Here is a 15683-nt window from a genome sequence, read left to right on the forward strand (position 1 = left end):
CGTCGGTCAGGTGATCAGCCTCGTCGATGACCTCCCGGTGTACTACGAGTCGTACGGCGAAGGCCGTCCGATCGTCTTCCTGCCCGGCTGGGGGAACGCGAACGGCGAAGGACGCGACGTCCACGAGCCGGTCTTCGAGGCACACCCCGACTGGCGGCGGATCTACGTCGACCCACCGGGCACCGGCAACACCCCTTCGCGCGACCGGATCAAGGACCAGGACGACATGCTCGGCGTCCTGGCCGGGGTGGTCGACGACCTGGTCGGCGGTGAACCCTTCGCGCTCGCCGGTACTTCGGCCGGTGGACTCCACGCCCGCGGCATCATCCACCGGGATCCCTCGCGCATCCTGGGTCTGCTCCTCCGCGTCCCCGGCGTCATCGTGGATCGCGACCTGCGCACGCTTCCGGAATACAGGCCGATGCCTGATGGCTTTGTCGAGGCGCATCGGGAGAAGCAGGAGAGGTACTACCTGCCCGCTGAGGAACAGGCCGACCTCGATTTCCTCGGCGCGATCCAGCGCAATGGTTATGCCTTGAGTGTCGAGCCGTCCGCGCGGTTGGAATCCCCGACGCTGATCGTCACCGGTCGGCAGGACACCATCACGGGCTACGCCGATGCGTGGCCGCTGCTCGACGACTACCCGCGCGCCACGTACGCAGTACTGGATCGGGCCGACCACGACCTGCCGATCCAGAACGACGCGCTCTATCGGGCCTTGGTGTCCGACTGGCTCGACCGGATGGAAGAGCTGGCAAAGCACCCGGGCGCTTGAGGGGCGGTCGCACCCGGGTGCTCGTGACCAGGGGTCTAGAAGTTCGGCCAGGCCCAGCCGAGGTAGCTGGAGAAGTAGGGGAGTTTGGCCAGGCCGATCTTGCCGCCGACGCTGGTGGCCCAGAAGTAGCCGTCACCCCGGGCGACCCCGACGTGCCCGTACGGCGCGGCGAGGTCCCAGAAGACGAGGGCTCCCTTGGGCGGGTGGAGGTCGCCGCGGTGGGCGACCCCGCGGGCCACGGCGTCGTTCCAGTCCGCCTTGGTTCCGGACGCCGTACCGGGTGAGGTTGTGACGGTCTGGATGAGGCTGCAGGCGCCGTCCCAGGTAGGGGCCTCGACCGCCTATTTCAAGATCACCGACGACGCGGGGCGGCTCTATTACCCGGGACTGGAGTCCCCTCCGGTCTACTGCACCATCTTCACTGTTTACGAGTTGTAGTCGCGGGTTTGCCCTTGACGTCGGACTGAGGCCTGGAACCCGATCCTTTCGGCGTCATAGGTTGCAGCATCCTGTCCGCCTGCAATGACACAGGGGTTGCACTGTGAAGAAACCTCGCATGCTCGTGATGGCAGCCGCCCTCGCCTTGGTAGTTCCCTTGCTGGCCACCACCGCGGCCTCGGCGGCCGCTCCGACGGATCCGCCGACGCCTTCCATCCCGCAGCGGTACCTCGACCAGGCGATCACCTGGTCGGTGTGCTCCTTCGATGCCGCGGTCAAGCGGCTTTACCCGCAGGCGCCCACCACCAACTGCGCCAAGGTCAACGTGCCGATGGACTGGGCCAACCCGGACGCGCACCCGGACGTCCAGGTCGCCATCGCCTACAGCCAGGCCACCGGCACCTCCAAGGGTCTGATGACCACAAACCCCGGTGGCCCGGGTGGCGCCGGCCTCTCGTTGTCGGCGGCACTGGCCGCGGACAAGCCGCAGCTGTTCAGCGACTTCGACCTGGTGGGCTTCGACCCGCGCGGTTTCGGCGCCAGCACCCCGCTGCAGTGCATCACCACCGCCGAGGCGCTCAACGCGCTGCCGGTGACGCCGGACTACAAGGAGCGGACCAAGCTGACCCACCAGGTCGAGGTGGCCGAGGCCAAGCTGCAGGCCGACGCCTGCGCCGCGACCGAGTTCGGCCAGTTCGTCAGCAGCCAGCAGGCCGTGTACGACATGGACTTCATCCGGGCCCTCTTCAAGGCCCGTCAGCTGAACTTCATCGGCTACAGCTACGGCACCTGGCTCGGCGGCTGGTACGCCGACACCTACCCGTCGAAGGTCGGCCGGTTCGTGCTCGACTCGAACATGGACTGGACCCACACCCAGTGGGACAACGTGAACTTCGACCCGTTCTCCGGCCAGCGCCGCCGCGACACCCAGTTGTTCCCCTGGATCGCCCGGCACGCCGACCAGATCACCGGTCTCGGCAAGACGCCGGCCCAGGTGACCGCGCGCTACAACGGCATCCGCGCGTCTCTGACCACGCTGGTCAAGGCCGGCGAGAGCTCGGTCCGCGGTGACAACCTGGACGGCCTGATCTACAGCGCGATCTACGGCAACACCCGATTCATCCGGGCGACGCTCGACATCCTGGTGCACGACGAGTTCACCAAGGACCCGTCGGACTCGGGCGAGGTCGAGCTCGCGCACGTCGACCGGGCCTGGGCGCGGCTCGCCCCGAACCTGCAGGCGTACGACACGCTGGCCGCGCTCCGCGCCCGGTACGGCGTCTCGGCGGCCGCGTCGCCTGCCCCATCCCCGGCCACCGTCGCCGCGGCGAAGGTGGACTCGCTGAAGGACGTGATGGCCGATGCCCGGGCCGAGGCGGCCACGGCCACCTCGGGCGACCAGCCGGTGAACCTCGGCGCGATCGGTACCACGGTCCGCTGCAACGACACCGCCTGGAACAAGGACCCGAACTTCTACCTCGAGGAAGCCGACAAGATGGCCAAGAAGTACAGCTTCTTCGGCTACATGAACGGCGTCCCGATGTGTGCGTTCTGGAACTACGCCCCGCAGGACCGGAAGCTGGACCTGAAGGGATCGCCGCGGATGCTGATCATCCAGGGCGAGCTCGACCCGGCCACGGCGTACGAGGGATCGCTGCGGACTCACAACGACACCAAGCAGGCCACCCGGTTCGTCGCGATCGACGACGAGGGCCAGCACGGCCAGTACGTCGGTTCGGCGTCGTCGTGCGCCGAGGCGATCGGTGACAAGTTCGTCTTCACCGGCGAGCTGCCGGGCAAGGACCAGGTCTGCGGGACGACACCGCTGCCGGAGGAACTGTCGGTCTACCCGGTCAAGGGCCCGGTGGACGGCAAGGCGGTGCCGCTGCCGAAGTCCAAGGCGGGCAGCGCCAGGACGAACCCGCTGCTCCAGCAGGCGCTGGACACGGTCGCGGCCACCTCGCTGCGCTAGTTAGTACTGCTCGACAGCCGGGGGGCCCACTAGGCCCCTCGGCTGTCCTGCTCGTCCAGCCGGGCGTCGATCTCGGCCTTGCGCTTGACCCAGCGCTCACTCAGGCCCTCGACCTCTTCCTGGATGAACTCGATGAAGCCGATCGTGGCCCGGATCCGGCGGTCCGACGCAGTACCGGGGCCGGTCACCTGCAGCATCTGCTGGAGGATGTCCTCCCAGCGGGACAGGCCCCGGTCCTGGCTCATCATGGACTCGTGCCAGAAGTCCTCCTGCACCACGTAGACGTCGCGCCGGCTGCCCGGCTCGCGTTCCCGGGTGGCCAGCCGTAACTGCATCAGGTAGTTGACCGCGCCGGAGATGGCGGCGGGGCTTGCCTTCAGCCGCTCGGAGAGCTCGGCGGCGGTGAGACGGCCTTCCTCGCTGGCCAGGATGGCGGCGAAGGCACGGGCGGACATCCGCGGCCAGCCGGTCTCGGCCAGCACGTTGCCGAACTGCTCGGCATACCGCTGGACCGCCTCGTCGTCTCGTTGTCTGGGTGCGCTCACCGCCCCATCATCTCCTCTGCGTCAGTGAAAAACTCGCGGTGTGAGAATCGTGTTAGCAAGATTCACAATCTTCTGAATGAAGTGTACGTTATGAATCATGACATCAGCCATCGTGGTCTCTGGACTGCACAAGTCGTACGGCAGTACGCACGCCCTCGACGGTCTCGACCTGGAGGTCGCGACCGGTGAGGTGCACGGATTCCTCGGTCCGAACGGTGCCGGGAAGTCCACGACCATCCGGGTCCTGCTCGGTCTGCTGAAGGCGGACGAGGGCGACGCGTCGCTGCTCGGCGGCGACCCGTGGCAGGACGCGGCCAAGCTGCACCGCCGGCTGGCCTATGTCCCCGGTGACGTGAACCTGTGGCCGAACCTGACCGGCGGCGAGGTGATCGACCTGCTGGGCCGGCTCCGCGGCGGGCTGGACCCGAAGAAGCGGGACGACCTGCTGCGGCGCTTCGACCTTGACCCGACGAAGAAGGGCCGCACCTACTCCAAGGGCAACCGGCAGAAGGTCGCCCTGGTGGCGGCGCTCGCCTCCGACGTGGAACTGCTGATCCTGGACGAGCCGACCTCCGGCCTGGACCCGTTGATGGAGGAGGTGTTCCGGCAGTACATCGAGGAGGAGCGGCACCGCGACCGCACCGTGCTGCTGTCGAGCCACATCCTGTCCGAGGTCGAGGCCCTCTGCGACCGGATCAGCATCATCCGTCGCGGCAAGGTGGTCGAGACCGGGACGCTGGCCGACCTGCGGCACCTGACCCGGACGTCGATCCAGGCTGAGCTCGCCGCTTCGCCGAACGGCATCGTCAACCTGCCGGGTGTCCACAGCCTCGACATCGAAGGCAACCGGGTGCGGTGCGAGGTCGACACGGCCCAGCTGGACGCGCTGATGAAGCAGTTGGCCGCCAGCGGCATCAAGAGCCTGGTGGCGCAGCCCCCGACGCTCGAGGAACTGTTCCTGCGGCACTACGAGGACGACACGGTCGCAGCAGAACCTCTGGCGGCGACCCGATGAAGGACTTCGCCGGTACTGCGACCCTGGTGCGGCTCGCGTTGCGCCGCGACCGGATCATGCTGCCCGTATGGATCGTGGTGTTCGTCTCGATGGCGGCAGGCTCCGCGAAGGCGTCGATCGACCTCTACCCGGACGTGGCGTCTCGGGTGGAGGCGGCCAACACCACGAACTCGTCGCCCGCGCTGGTCTCCCTCTACGGCCGGATCTTCGATCCCACCTCGCTCGGTGAGGTTTCGCTGTTCAAGCTGACCTCCTTCGGCGCGCTGCTGGTGGCTCTGCTCGCCGCGATCGTGGTGGTCCGCCACACCCGTGGTGAGGAGGAGTCGGGACGGCTGGAACTGCTCAGCGCCGGCGTGCTCGGCCGCTACGCCTCCCTGACCGCCGCGCTGATCGTGTCCGCCGGCACGGTGATCGTGATGGGCCTACTGACCGCATTGAGCTTGATCGGGACTGGCCTGCCGGCCTCCGGATCCTTCGCCTTCGGTCTGACCTGGGCCGCGGCCGGTCTCGCCTTCGCCGGCGTAGGCGCGCTGACCGCCCAGGTCACCGAGGGTGCCCGGACCGCGAACGGCCTGACGGCCGTAGTACTCGGTGTGTCCTATGTACTACGGGCGCTGGGTGATTCCGCGTCCGATGGCGGCACGCGCTGGATCTCGTGGTTGTCGCCGATCGGGTGGGCTCAGCAGATCCGCCCGTTCGCGGGAGACCGCTGGGTCGTCGTACTGCTTCCTCTTGCGCTGATGGGGGTTCTCGTTGCCGCGGCCTTCGCGCTGGTACGGCGGCGTGACGTCGGCGCCGGTCTCGTGCGGCCGCGCCCGGGTCCCGCCACGGCTTCGGTCTCGCTGCGCTCGCCGCTCGCACTTGCGTGGCGGCTGCACCGGGGAACCTTGTACGCCTGGGGATTCGCGTTCCTGCTGCTCGGCTTCATCGTGGGCAACATCGCCAGCAACGTCGAAGGGTTCGTGAGCAGCGACAGCGCCAGGGAACTCGTGGAGAAGCTCGGCGGCGTGAACGGCATCACCGACGCGTTCCTCTCCAGCGAGATGGGCGTCCTCGGCCTGCTCGCCTCCGCGTTCGGCATCCAGGCGGCTCTGCGACTCCGCTCCGAGGAGACCGCGCTGCGGGCCGAACCGCTGCTGGCGACAGGTGTCACACGGGCCCAGTGGATGGCGAGTCACGTGCTGATGGCGCTCCTCGGTACTGCGGTCCTGGTACTCGTCGGCGGTCTCGGTTCGGGCATCTCGAGTGGCGCCTCGCTCGGCAACATGGGCCGGCAGGTGCCGCGCATGCTGGCGGCGGCCGCCGTGCAACTGCCCGCGATCTGGGTCGTGACGGGTCTCGTGGTCATCCTCTTCGGGTTCGCCCCGAAGTTGGTCACGGCCGCCTGGGTCCTGTTCGGCGCGTTCCTCCTGATCGGCCAGTTCGGCCCGATCTTCGACCTCCCGCAGGGCCTGATGGACATCTCGCCCTACGCCCACACCCCGCGGCTCCCAGGCGGCGACTTCACAGCCACTTCAGTCATCACCCTCACCGCAATCGCCGCCGCCCTGATCCTCACCGGCTTCTACACCTTCCGCCGCCGAGACATCACCACCTAGAAACGTGGCGCCGGCCTGAGGGGTCCGGCCCACCCCAGCCCGCCTGGACCTGATCCGGGCGGGCTGCTCTTTTGCAACGATCTGCAGCTTCGTCGCCCCACCGGGTCCCGACGGTTCGTACGCCTCTGAGCGAGCGCCCGGCGAAGTGGCCTACGTCAATGCCTGCCCATTCAGTTCGGCCAACTGTATGGGTCCAACTCTTTGGATTGTCGTTGTTGGTCACGGTTAGCGATCGTTACGATCCGTAGCGCATCAACGGGCTCGGGGAAATTTTGGGATGGCGGCACGTTGGGCCGAGCAGAACGGCTTGGCGATCGCTGCCGAGCAACTCAGGCCCGCTTATGCTGTGGTGACCGTCGCGAGAGGGAACGACTGAGATGAGCGCCCAATCTCCCGTGCTGACCGCCCGATTCTGGCGGAACCGGCGGTCGGCAGCGATCGCCGGGATCGTCTTCGGCGTGCTGCTCCTCGCGTCCCTGACGATGACGCGGATTGCGCTGTCCGAGGGCAACCTTCAGTCATTCGAAGCTGACGCACAGCGACGCACCCTGATCCGGCTCAGTCTTCACCTGGTGCCGTTCGCGGGCATCGCCTTCTTGTGGTTCATCGGCGTGATTCGCGACCAGCTGGGCAGTGTCGAGGACCGCCTGTTCTCCACGGTGTTCCTAGGCAGCGGTCTGCTCTTCCTGGCGATGCTGTTCGTAGGCGCAGTCACCACGACCAGCATGATGGAGATGCTCGCGGAAGGGAACGTCAACCCCGATGTCTATGCGTTCGGTCGCAGCAGCACGCAGACACTCATCTCGGTCTACGCCATGCGGATGGCTGCGGTATTCACCCTCTCGGTCAGCACGGTCGGGCTTCGCACGGCCGCCGTTCCCCGGTGGGTCGCGGTCCTCGGCTACCTCGTCGCGCTGGTACTGCTGCTGGCGGCCGGTGAACACAGATGGACTCAACTCCTCTTCCCCGCCTGGGTCCTGCTGGTCAGCGTGGTCATCCTCGTCACCCGCCCGCCGATCCGTGCCGGCAACACGGGATAGGGGCCCGCGGAAATGCGCCGGCCTGCGCCGTGATCTTCCTCCGCGAGGATGACTCGCCAAGTCTGTGGGCTAGGACAGCCACCGTGCCGCGCGACCGTCGCCGCCCGGGTCGATGCCGCCGGGACTGCGGCCACCATCTGTTTTGGAAGCCCGTCTAGTACGGCAGCCGTATTTCGTGATCTTTGGTCGGGATGGCCTGTCGGCGCTGGTGGTGGCTGGTTCGGGCGCGGTGAGGACGGCAAGGAAGGCGTAGGCGAGCATCGCGAGGATGGTCCAGCGGTGCCAGCTGTCCCAGCGGCGGACTTGGTGCTGGTCGAGCCCGGTGAGGGTCTTGCTCGCGTGGAAGGATTCCTCGATCGTCCAGCGCGCCCGGCGACGCAGACCAGCTCGCGCAGCGGCACCGGTGTCGGTGACCAGCAGCGGTAGTAGGCGAGCTCGCCGGTGGCGTTGTTGCGGCGAATCATCAGCCACCGCTGCCTTGAGCGTCACTGCGTTCGGGTTCGATGCTGATCCAGGCCCACTCGTAGAACCGCCCGTCGCCGACGACACCGGCGAGTGTGGTTGTCTGAAGCCGCTTGGAGCGGGGTAGGAGTCGGAGTTGGTGGCCCTCGCGTAGGGCCTGGCCCGACGGCTTCGAGAGGCTGCTGTTTACGATCGGTGGGTGGAGCGGCCTTTGAGTGAGCGGTCTGGGGAGTTCGTCGACTTTTGGACTGAGCGGCATCTGGCGGTGTTGAGCACAGTGCGGGCGGATGGGACTGTGCATGCCGTGATGGTCGGGGTGACGGTCGATCTGAAGACGGGGATCGCGCGGGTGATCTGTTCGGGTGGGTCGCACAAGGCTCGGCAGATCAGGGCGGCGGGGGAGGCCTCGGTCGCTGTCACGCAGACCGATGGGGGGAAGTGGTCGACGTTGGAGGGGCGGGCGGTGGTGAGCGACGATCCAGAACGGGTCGCTGACGCCGTACGCCGGTACGCCGAGCGCTACCGTCAGCCGCGGGAGAACCCGGAGCGCGTCGTCATCGAGATCGCCGTCACCAAGGTCCTCGGCCGTGTCTGAACTCACGGTCGTAGGTGTCGGCGCGGACGGCTGGGACGGCTTGGCGCCGACAGCCCGGGACGTCATCAGTCAGGCCGAGGTCCTGATGGGAAGCTTGAGACAGCTCGCCCTGATTCCCGACGGCAAGGCGGAACGGGTCGCCTGGCCGTCGCCGCTCTCGGAATCCCTGCCTGGACTGCTCGATGCTCACCGCGGCAGACGGATCTGCGTGCTCGCCAGCGGTGACCCGACGTTCCATGGAATCGGTACGACGCTGACGAGGTTGCTCGGCGCCGACGCGGTACGGGTGATTCCGCATCCGTCGAGCGTGTCGCTGGCGTGTGCCCGCCTCGGTTGGCCGCAGGACCAGGTTCAGGTCATCAGCCTGGTCGGCCACCCGCTCGAACTCGTGCACCCGCACATCCAACCCGGCCGGCGGCTCATAGTACTGAGCTGGGGCGCACACACGCCGGGCGAGGTTGCAAAAGCACTGACAGATCGCGGGTACGGCGCCAGTCGGTTGTCCGTGTTGGAGCAGTTGGGTTCGCCCGATGAGCGGGTCCGGACCACGAAAGCCGCGGAGTGGGCCGGCGACGTGGACGCGCTCAACGTGATCGGGATCCTTTGCGAAAGCGGGCCAGTGCTGTCGACGGCTCCGGGGTTGCCGGATTCGGCGTACGAGAGTGATGGGCAGCTGACGAAGCGCGAAGTACGCGCGGTCACGCTGTCTCGGCTCGCACCCGTCCCAGGGCAACTGCTCTGGGATGTGGGCGGCGGCGCGGGCAGCATCGCGATCGAGTGGTCGCGGCATCACCCGAGTTGCCGCGCGGTCGCGATCGAGCGGGATCCGGACCGCGCGAAGCGGCTGGAACGGAACGCGGCGAACCTTGGCGTCGTAGTACGGACCGTTGTCGGCAAGGCGCCGGAAGCCCTGGCCGAGCTGGAGGCGCCGGATGCCGTGTTCGTCGGCGGCGGTGCGACGGCGCCGAGCATGATCGAGACCTGCTGGGAGGCGCTCAAGCAAGGCGGCCGGCTCGTCGTCAACGGCGTCACGCTGGAGACCGAGGTCCTGATCGCGCGCTGGTACGCCGAACTGGGCGGCGACCTGGTCCGCCTCGGCGTCCAGCGCGCCTCGCCCGTCGGCACCATGACCGGCTGGCGCCCCGCGATGCCCGTGACCATCTGGAGCGTGACCAAATGACCACGTCCTTGATCGGCCGGAGCGTGATCACATGACTGTGCACTTCATCGGCGCCGGCCCCGGCTCGGCCGACCTCATCACCGTTCGTGGGCGCGACCTGATCGCGTCGTCACCCGTCTGCTTGTACGCCGGTGCGCTGGTCCCCGTCGAGCTCCTCGACCACTGCCCGCCCGGCGCTCGCAAGATCGACACCGCTGAGCTGAACCTGGATGAGATCCTCGCCGAACTGACCAAAGCCCACGAGGCCGGGCTGGACGTCGCGCGGCTGCATTCAGGCGACCCTGCGGTGTTCAGCGCGATGGCTGAGCAGATGCGCCGCCTGGATGCGCTGGAGATCCCGTACGACGTGACGCCCGGAGTACCGGCGTTTGCTGCTGCGGCGGCCTCGCTCAAGCGGGAGTTGACCGTGCCGGAGGTCGGGCAGACGGTGATCCTGACGCGCATCGCGGCACAGGCGACCGCGATGCCGCCGGGGGAGGACCTGGCGACGCTCGGCGCGAGCCGCGGCACGATCGTCCTGCACCTGGCGGTCCAGCACATCGAACGGCTGGTCGACGAGCTCACCCCGAACTACGGCGCAGACTGCCCGGTGGCGGTAGTCGCTCGCGCCAGCCGTGACGACGAGGTGATCCTGCGCGGCACGCTGGCCGACATCGCTGCCCAGGTCCGTGAGGCCGGCATCCTCCGGACCGCAGTAGTCATCGTCGGCAGAGTGCTGGCCGCCGAGAACTTCCGGGACAGTCACCTGTACTCCACAACCCGCTCCAGGTGACATGAAGGTTCTGCTGCTCGGCGGTACTGCGGAGGCTCGGCAGGTGGCCGCCCTGCTGGTCGTCGAGCCGGGCGTCGAGGTGGTGTCGTCGCTCGCCGGGCGAACGCTCGAGGCTCGGTTGCCCGAGGGTGCTGTACGGCAGGGCGGCTTCGGTGGCGTCCCTGGGCTGGTGGACTGGCTGCGGGCCGAATGTGTGGACGCCGTGGTCGATGCGACGCACCCTTTCGCCGCGACGATGACTGCCCACGCAGTAGCTGCTACTGCTTCTCTAGGCCTTCCACTGCTCGTACTGCGGCGCCCGGGCTGGCGTGAGCAGTCGGGGGACCGCTGGGTGTGGGTCGACTCGGCTGCGGAGGCTGCCGCCGTACTGCGATCTCTTGGCGCCCGGGCGTTCCTGACGATCGGACGGCAGGGCTTGGGGGAGTTTGCCGATGCAGGGGTGTGGATGCTCGCGCGGTGTGTGGATCCACCGACGCCACGGCCCACCTGGTGCGAGTTGCTCCTCGACCGCGGGCCGTACGAGCTTGCTGGTGAGCTGGACCTGCTGCGGCGGCACCGGATCGACGTACTGGTGACCAAGGACAGCGGTGGCGACATGACCGCGGCGAAGCTCGAAGCGGCGCGCGAGGTCGGGATCCCGGTTACGGTGATCAGGCGGCCGCCGGTACCGGAAGGCGTTTGCATGGTGGCGTCGGCCGACCAGGTCGTCGGGTGGCTGCGGGACCGTCGGTAGAATCCGGGGCCTTATGGGAATCCAGATCGCACCGAGCATCCTGTCCGCCGATTTCGCCAGGCTGGCCGAGGACGCGGCAGCGGTCTCGAACGCCGACTGGTTGCACGTCGACGTGATGGACAACCACTTCGTGCCGAACCTGACACTCGGCCTGCCGGTGGTCGAGTCGCTCGCCAAGGCCGCCGCGCAGCCGCTCGACTGCCACCTGATGATCGAGGACCCGGACCGCTGGGCCCCCGGGTACGTCGAGGCCGGCGCGAGCAGCGTCACCTTCCACATCGAGGCCTGCCGCGCCCCGATCCGTACCGCCCGCGAGATCCGCGCCAAGGGTGCCCGCGCCGCGATGGCGCTCAAGCCGGCCACCCCGATCGAGCCCTACGAGGACATCCTGTCCGAGTTCGACATGGTGCTGATCATGACCGTCGAGCCGGGATTCGGCGGCCAGAAGTTCCTCGACGTCTGCGTCCCCAAGATCCGCCGCACCCGCGACCTGGTCGCCAAGCACGGCCTCGACATCTGGATCGAGATCGACGGCGGCATCTCCGCCGACACGATCGAGCAGTGCGCTGAAGCCGGCGCCAACGTCTTCGTCGCCGGCTCGGCGGTCTACAACGCCGACGACCCCAACAAGATGGTCGAAACCCTCCGCACCCTAGCCACCAACGCCAGCAAGTAACCCCCACGCGGCTCCTCCGTCGCCACCGTTCACCCGAGCCGCGGGTGAGCCGTCGCTCAGTCGTGGATCTTCGGGGTGGGCAATCGTTTGCCTGGGTTCCTGATCCACGAGTGAGTGGGTGCTCACGTCCGAGCGGGTTGCCGGGGGAGGGGTGGGGGGTCTGGCAGGATCTAGGGGACGGGCGGCGACGAGGGGTGTGGGATGAGCGAGCACAAGCGGGTTGAGAGCTGGCTGACGGATATGGATGGCGTGCTGGTGCACGAGGAGCGGGCTATTCCTGGGGCCAGTGAGTTCATCGGGACGCTGCAGACGTCGGGGAAGAAGTTCCTGGTGCTGACGAACAACTCGATCTTCACGCCGCGGGATCTGCGCGCCCGGTTGCTTGCCGGGGGCATCGATGTGCCGGAGCAGGTGATCTGGACCTCCGCGCTGGCGACCGCTCAGTTCCTGGACGACCAGCGCCCCGGCGGTACGGCGTACGTGATCGGCGAGGCGGGTCTGACTACGGCGCTGCACGAGGTCGGGTACGTGCTGACCGAGCGGGACCCGGACTACGTGGTGCTGGGGGAGACCCGGACGTACTCGTTCGAGGCGATCACCAAGGCGATCCGGCTGATCACGGACGGCGCGCGGTTCCTGGCGACGAACCCGGACCCGACCGGCCCGTCTGCCGAGGGACCACTGCCGGCCACCGGATCCGTGGCGGCGCTGATTACCCGCGCCACCGGTGTCGCGCCGTACTTCGTCGGCAAGCCGAATCCGCTGATGATGCGCAGCGCGCTGAACCAGATCGAGGCGCACTCCGAGACCAGCGTGATGATCGGCGACAGGATGGACACGGACATCATCAGCGGCCTCGAGGCGGGCCTGCGCACCGTCCTGGTGCTCTCGGGCTCGACCGGCGAGCACGAGGTCGAACGCTTCCCCTACCGCCCGACCCGCATCGTCGAATCCATCGCCGACGTCGTCCCCCTGATCACCACTCTGACCTGAGCGCACCATCGTTTCGCTGAACCTCCGGGGGTGCAGGCAGGTCATGGCTGGTCCGCGACGGGGTGGGTGCCGGTGTGGTCGACGCGGAATTTGTAGCCGTGGCGGGTGGTCCATTCGAGTGCGCCGTCGTTGAGGCGGTGGACGGTCCAGTGGCCGTGGGTTTTGACCCGGTGGCTGTAGCGCCGGAGCGGGGTGAGGTTGGTGGTGCTGGTTTGGCCTGGTGGGCCGGTGGTGTTGAAGTTGTAGGGCTGGATGTGGTCGAGGTCGGTGTGGTGGGTGGTTTCGGCGGTGCCGTAGGGGAATTGTTCGACGGGGTGGGTGAGTTTGAGGTGTTCGCGGATCCGGCGGGGGATTTCGTAGGCGTCGACGCTGATCTTGTTGTTCAGGTCGATGACGGGCTTGACGGTGATCTGGTCGTGGCCGAGGAGTTCTTCGAGGCGGGCGGCGTAGACGGGGCCGAAGCGTTCGACGCGGGTGATGCCGCCGTCGGCGAGCAGGGTCTGGTCGGTGATGTGCACGTAGAGCGTCGTGGTCCGGGCGTGCTTGCGCCCGCGTTCGGTGCGGTTGTCGGTGGTGCCGGCGCCGCCGGTGTGGCCGTCGGTGGTGCGGTTGTCGGTGGTGCCGGCGCCGCTGGTGGGGTGGTTGCTGTGGGCGCCTTGTTTGATGGCGGCTAGTTTCCGGGCGAGTTCGCGGCGCGCGGCGGCGTCCATCCCGGCGTCGGTGGTTGGTTCGGCCGGGTTGGTGTGACGGCTGTTGCTCTCGCTGTCGCCGCTGTCGCCGCTGTCGCCGCTGTTGGTGTTGTTGTGGTCGGGTGCCGAGAGTGGTTCGGACAGTTCGTCGGATGCCGGCTCGCTGGGGTGGGGTGCGTCGCGGTCGGCTTCGTCGTCCGGGCCGGGCTCAGCGTCGAGGCGGGGCTCGCACCGGTCATCCACGTGCGGTTGGTCCTCGAGAGGTGGTGCCTGCTCGGCTGTGGCCGCCTGCTCGGCTGTGGCCGCCTGCTCGGCTGTGGCCGTCTGCTCGGCCTGGGGCGTGCTGACAGGCTGAGAGTCGCCTGGCGGGGTCTGGTCACAGGGCGGCGGTGGCGGTGCCTGTGGGCGCGGTACGGCCGATGCCTGTGGCTGAGGCCGGGCCGGGGTGGGGGTGTTGGTGAGGTGCTGGGTGACGGTGAGGAGTTCGCGGGCTAGTTCTGGGTCGGTGAGGATGCCGATGGCTTTGGCGCGGCGTTGGTCGAGGGGGTCGGTGTCGCCGAGGTCGGCGAGGGCGTCGGCGAGCTGGGTGAGGGTGGTGTGGAGGCGGATGATGTCGCCGGTGGCGGCCTTGACGTACAAGGTGGTGGTGCCGTGTTCGTCGGTGCGGCCGGGCCAGACGCCGCGTTGTCTGGCTCGGGCCTCGGCGGCGGCCTGGGCGGCGTCGGGGTCGGCTCGCCACAGCGCGGCGCGGACGATGTTGGCGATCCGGTGCGGGGTGACGGTGTCGACGATGCCGGCGAGTTCGGCGTCGACGATCGCGGCGGCCTGTTCGGACAGGGTGAGGCAGGCGGTGGCGATGGTGCAGGCTTTCCAGGCGGTGGCGTGCTCGGAGCGGACCTGGGCCCAGATCCGGGGCAGCCGGTGGCGCAGCGCGAGGGCCTGGCCGAGGTAGGCGGCGGCGGAGCCGGTGGAGCGGCCGATGACGGCGCCGAACTCGGCCACGGCGAACTCCGCGACCGCCGGGCAGCCCGGTCCGCCGTAGACGACGCCGCGTTCTCCGCCGGGGACCCGGTGGTGGCCGGGCACGGTGGCGGGGTCGGGGTGCAGGTCGGCGAAGTGCAGGGCCAGTTCGAGCAGCTCGACGTCGGCGCGGTTGCGTTGCGCGTGCAGCCGCGCGGCCGAGGCGAGCGTCTCGGCCGCACTCAACGCGGCCACGTCAGGCGGCACATCACGGGCGAACATGTGTTCGATACTACCGTCCGTATCAGTCCGGACGCAAACCGTCAGAGCGTCAGATCCCCTTATCCACAAAGGGAAACGTCACAGGCGAGGGCTACCGAGAACGGATATACCTGACGATCAGTAATCAGCCAGCGCGGGATGGGATGCCGAGCGCCTAGCGGCACCAGGTGGCGGCGAAGCCGTAGCCCTTCGCCTGCAAGGTCTTGAGGATGCTCGGTAGCGCGGCGACGGTCTGGCTGCGGTTGCCGCCGCCGTCGTGCATCAGGACTATCGAGCCGTCCTTCACTCCGGTGAGCACCCGCTTCACGATCACCGACGTACCGGGTCGTTCCCAGTCGTGCGAGTCGACGGTCCACAGGCGGATCACCTTGTCGAGGCTGTCGGTGCGTTGGGTGACGACCTTGTTCACCCCGCCGTACGGAGGTCGCAGGCAGCGCGGGGTGTAGCCGGTTTGGGCGCGGATCGCCTGGTCGGTCTTCGCCACCTGGTTCCTGAGGCTTGCCGAGGAGAGTTTGCGCAGGTCCGCGTGCGACCAGGTGTGGTTCTGCACGCTGTGGCCCTGCTCGTGGATCTGCTTCGTCAGGTCGGGGTGCTTCACCACGTTCTGGCCGACTTCGAAGAAGGTGGCCTTGGCGTCGTACGACTTGAGGATCTCGAGGATCTGCGGGGTGTACTTCGCATCAGGCCCGTCATCGAAGGTGAGCAGCACGTACTTCGTCGGCGCCGCCTGGGGTGCGGCATGCGCCGGGCTGACCGTGGTCTGGGGTGTGCAGGACGCGGAGATCCCCAGCAGCGCGATCAAGCCGAGAACGGTGGTGGCGACCGTCGGGCGGACGGTCGGCCGGGTGAGTGGGCGGGCGGACCGGCGGCCCCGGGCAGGCGAACGACGAACCATGCGTGCCCCCGGACGTAGGTGACCTCACTGCCTCCCACGATCCGCGCGAGGTACGCCGAACGC

Annotated in this window: 16 protein-coding genes; 11 read left to right on the top strand and 5 right to left on the bottom strand. The window is 68.2% G+C overall.

Annotation, left to right across the window (positions count from 1 at the left end):
* Window positions 1-10 precede the first annotated feature (10 nt).
* On the top strand, window positions 11-775 hold the full coding sequence (locus EV644_RS23600) for an alpha/beta fold hydrolase (RefSeq protein WP_132191065.1): 765 nt from the start codon (window positions 11-13) through the stop codon (window positions 773-775).
* A gap of 35 nt (window positions 776-810) precedes the next feature.
* Here the strand turns inward: EV644_RS23600 and EV644_RS23605 are convergent, their stop codons facing one another.
* Entirely contained in the window at window positions 811-1014 is a 204-nt protein-coding gene (locus EV644_RS23605; RefSeq protein WP_241998705.1) for a hypothetical protein, read from the bottom strand.
* A gap of 302 nt (window positions 1015-1316) precedes the next feature.
* On the opposite strand from EV644_RS23605, the gene EV644_RS23615 reads away from it, so the two are divergent.
* A complete protein-coding gene (locus EV644_RS23615) occupies window positions 1317-3185 on the top strand; it encodes an alpha/beta fold hydrolase (RefSeq protein ID WP_241998702.1) in 1869 nt (622 codons plus the stop codon).
* A gap of 29 nt (window positions 3186-3214) precedes the next feature.
* Here the strand turns inward: EV644_RS23615 and EV644_RS23620 are convergent, their stop codons facing one another.
* The gene (locus EV644_RS23620) at window positions 3215-3730 is read right to left on the bottom strand and encodes a GbsR/MarR family transcriptional regulator (RefSeq protein ID WP_132191064.1); all 516 of its coding nucleotides are present in this window, start codon (window positions 3728-3730) and stop codon (window positions 3215-3217) included.
* Between the two features lie 97 nt (window positions 3731-3827).
* Here EV644_RS23620 and EV644_RS23625 point away from each other — a divergent pair, with 97 nt between their 5' ends.
* From EV644_RS23625 to EV644_RS23635, 3 genes are all read left to right on the top strand, one after another.
* The gene (locus tag EV644_RS23625) at window positions 3828-4745 is read left to right on the top strand and encodes an ABC transporter ATP-binding protein (RefSeq protein ID WP_132191063.1); all 918 of its coding nucleotides are present in this window, start codon (window positions 3828-3830) and stop codon (window positions 4743-4745) included.
* On the top strand, window positions 4742-6343 hold the full coding sequence (locus EV644_RS23630) for an ABC transporter permease (RefSeq protein WP_132191062.1): 1602 nt from the start codon (window positions 4742-4744) through the stop codon (window positions 6341-6343). Before EV644_RS23625 ends, EV644_RS23630 begins: the two co-directional genes overlap by 4 nt.
* A 377-nt stretch (window positions 6344-6720) precedes the next feature.
* A complete protein-coding gene (locus EV644_RS23635) occupies window positions 6721-7383 on the top strand; it encodes a hypothetical protein (RefSeq protein WP_132191061.1) in 663 nt (220 codons plus the stop codon).
* Between the two features lie 69 nt (window positions 7384-7452).
* Here the strand turns inward: EV644_RS23635 and EV644_RS48165 are convergent, their stop codons facing one another.
* Window positions 7453-7854, bottom strand: coding sequence for a transposase (locus tag EV644_RS48165; protein ID WP_158292911.1), 402 nt, complete (start codon window positions 7852-7854; stop codon window positions 7453-7455).
* A 202-nt stretch (window positions 7855-8056) separates the two neighbouring features.
* Between EV644_RS48165 and EV644_RS23645 the strand changes: the two genes are divergently transcribed.
* The 6 genes from EV644_RS23645 (at window position 8057) to EV644_RS23670 (ending at window position 12794) form a co-directional block, all read left to right on the top strand.
* Window positions 8057-8440, top strand: coding sequence for a pyridoxamine 5'-phosphate oxidase family protein (locus EV644_RS23645; RefSeq protein ID WP_369410514.1), 384 nt, complete (start codon window positions 8057-8059; stop codon window positions 8438-8440).
* Complete coding sequence (gene cbiE / locus EV644_RS23650; protein ID WP_132191058.1) at window positions 8433-9620, top strand: precorrin-6y C5,15-methyltransferase (decarboxylating) subunit CbiE; 1188 nt, start codon at window positions 8433-8435, stop codon at window positions 9618-9620. Before EV644_RS23645 ends, cbiE begins: the two co-directional genes overlap by 8 nt.
* Window positions 9621-9651: 31 nt before the next feature.
* On the top strand, window positions 9652-10392 hold the full coding sequence (gene cobM / locus EV644_RS23655; RefSeq protein ID WP_132191057.1) for a precorrin-4 C(11)-methyltransferase: 741 nt from the start codon (window positions 9652-9654) through the stop codon (window positions 10390-10392).
* A gap of 1 nt (window position 10393) precedes the next feature.
* Complete coding sequence (locus EV644_RS23660; protein ID WP_132191056.1) at window positions 10394-11125, top strand: cobalt-precorrin-6A reductase; 732 nt, start codon at window positions 10394-10396, stop codon at window positions 11123-11125.
* Window positions 11126-11138: 13 nt separating this feature from the next.
* Window positions 11139-11801, top strand: a complete 663-nt coding sequence (gene rpe / locus EV644_RS23665) for a ribulose-phosphate 3-epimerase (protein WP_132191055.1) — start codon at window positions 11139-11141, stop codon at window positions 11799-11801.
* Between the two features lie 201 nt (window positions 11802-12002).
* Window positions 12003-12794: an HAD-IIA family hydrolase gene (locus EV644_RS23670; protein ID WP_132191054.1), complete on the top strand. Its 792-nt coding sequence runs from the start codon at window positions 12003-12005 to the stop codon at window positions 12792-12794.
* A gap of 41 nt (window positions 12795-12835) precedes the next feature.
* Here EV644_RS23670 and EV644_RS23675 read toward each other — a convergent pair whose 3' ends face one another.
* Together EV644_RS23675 and EV644_RS23680 are read right to left on the bottom strand one after the other, a co-directional pair.
* Entirely contained in the window at window positions 12836-14725 is a 1890-nt protein-coding gene (locus EV644_RS23675; protein WP_132191053.1) for a hypothetical protein, read from the bottom strand.
* A 154-nt stretch (window positions 14726-14879) separates the two neighbouring features.
* A complete protein-coding gene (locus EV644_RS23680; protein WP_132191052.1) occupies window positions 14880-15620 on the bottom strand; it encodes a polysaccharide deacetylase family protein in 741 nt (246 codons plus the stop codon).
* Window positions 15621-15683: the final 63 nt, after the last annotated feature.

Source organism: Kribbella orskensis (assembly GCF_004342085.1).
In the GTDB taxonomy this organism is placed as follows: Bacteria; Actinomycetota; Actinomycetes; order Propionibacteriales; family Kribbellaceae; genus Kribbella; species Kribbella orskensis.

Excerpts from the sequence above, each read along its gene's own strand:
- EV644_RS23625 (WP_132191063.1), top strand. The coding sequence starts at position 3,828 with ATGACATCAGCCATCGTGGTCTCTGGACTGCACAAGTCGTACGGCAGT.
- EV644_RS23630 (WP_132191062.1), top strand. The coding sequence starts at position 4,742 with ATGAAGGACTTCGCCGGTACTGCGACCCTGGTGCGGCTCGCGTTGCGC.
- EV644_RS23635 (WP_132191061.1), top strand. The coding sequence starts at position 6,721 with ATGAGCGCCCAATCTCCCGTGCTGACCGCCCGATTCTGGCGGAACCGG.
- cobM (WP_132191057.1), top strand. The coding sequence starts at position 9,652 with ATGACTGTGCACTTCATCGGCGCCGGCCCCGGCTCGGCCGACCTCATC.
- EV644_RS23660 (WP_132191056.1), top strand. The coding sequence starts at position 10,394 with ATGAAGGTTCTGCTGCTCGGCGGTACTGCGGAGGCTCGGCAGGTGGCC.
- rpe (WP_132191055.1), top strand. The coding sequence starts at position 11,139 with ATGGGAATCCAGATCGCACCGAGCATCCTGTCCGCCGATTTCGCCAGG.
- EV644_RS23670 (WP_132191054.1), top strand. The coding sequence starts at position 12,003 with ATGAGCGAGCACAAGCGGGTTGAGAGCTGGCTGACGGATATGGATGGC.
- EV644_RS23675 (WP_132191053.1), bottom strand. The coding sequence starts at position 14,725 with ATGTTCGCCCGTGATGTGCCGCCTGACGTGGCCGCGTTGAGTGCGGCC.
- EV644_RS23680 (WP_132191052.1), bottom strand. The coding sequence starts at position 15,620 with ATGGTTCGTCGTTCGCCTGCCCGGGGCCGCCGGTCCGCCCGCCCACTC.